Here is a 927-nt window from a genome sequence, read left to right on the forward strand (position 1 = left end):
GGTCCGGCGTCGGCGTCGCCGACCGCCCGGTGCCGGCCGGGCCCGGCTGCCCGCCACCTGGCGTGGCCTGCTGCGCCGTCGCTGGGGTCGTCGGGGCGTAGCTCACGGTCGGGCTCCCTGCACCGCGGGGAGGTCACGGCCGTCGAAACAGCTGTGCGTGCCGGTGTGGCAGGCCGGACCGACCTGGTCGACCCGCACCAGCAGTGCGTCGCCGTCGCAGTCGAGGGCCACGCCCCTGACGTGCTGCAGGTGGCCGGAGGTGTCGCCCTTGCGCCAGTACTCCGCGCGGCTGCGCGACCAGAAGGTGACACGGCCGCTGGTCAGGGTGCGGCGCAGTGCCTCGTCGTCCATCCAGCCGACCATGAGCACCTCGCCGGTGTCATGCTGCTGAACCACGGCACACACCAGCCCTGCCTCGTCACGCTTGAGGCGAGCGGCGATCGAGGGGTCGAGGGAGGGGCTGTCAGGCACCGCTCCATTGTGCCGTGCTCCCAGGCGGGCGCCCGACCGGGCGCCCACGAGCGTGTGTGCGGCAGCTGACGTCACCTGTGACGCGCTTTGCCTCACCGATCGCGGTGGTATCAGCCGGTCTGCTGCGCGGCCCAGGAGGCGTGCAGGCCGGCGTAGACGCTCCCCCGTTCCTGCACGAGCTCGTGGTGCGGCCCGCGTTGCACGATCCGGCCACGGTCGACCACGATGACCTCGTCGGCGGCCTCCGCGGTCGACAGCCGGTGCGCGATCGCGACCGACGTCCGCCCCCGGGTCAGTCCCTCGAGGGCGCGCTGGATGCGCACCTCGGTCGACGGATCCACCGCCGAGGTCGCCTCGTCGAGCACGAGCAGGTCGGGGTCGGCGAGGTAGGCCCGCGCCAGCGCCACGAGCTGGCGCTCCCCCGCCGACAGGGACTCGCCGCGCTGGCCGACCCGG

Annotated in this window: 2 protein-coding genes; both read right to left on the bottom strand. The window is 74.1% G+C overall.

The window, feature by feature from the left end; all coding sequences use genetic code 11:
• Positions 1–102: 102 nt before the first annotated feature.
• Positions 103–471, bottom strand: a complete 369-nt coding sequence (gene hisI / locus FRW57_RS22145) for a phosphoribosyl-AMP cyclohydrolase (protein ID WP_152187094.1) — start codon at positions 469–471, stop codon at positions 103–105.
• 110 nt (positions 472–581) lie between these two features.
• On the bottom strand, positions 582–927 hold a 346-nt coding region (locus tag FRW57_RS22150; protein WP_152187095.1), incomplete at its 5' end, for an ATP-binding cassette domain-containing protein.

Origin of the sequence: Segeticoccus rhizosphaerae (genome assembly GCF_009192725.1) — a bacterium.
GTDB classification, from domain to species: domain Bacteria; phylum Actinomycetota; class Actinomycetes; order Actinomycetales; family Dermatophilaceae; genus Segeticoccus; species Segeticoccus rhizosphaerae.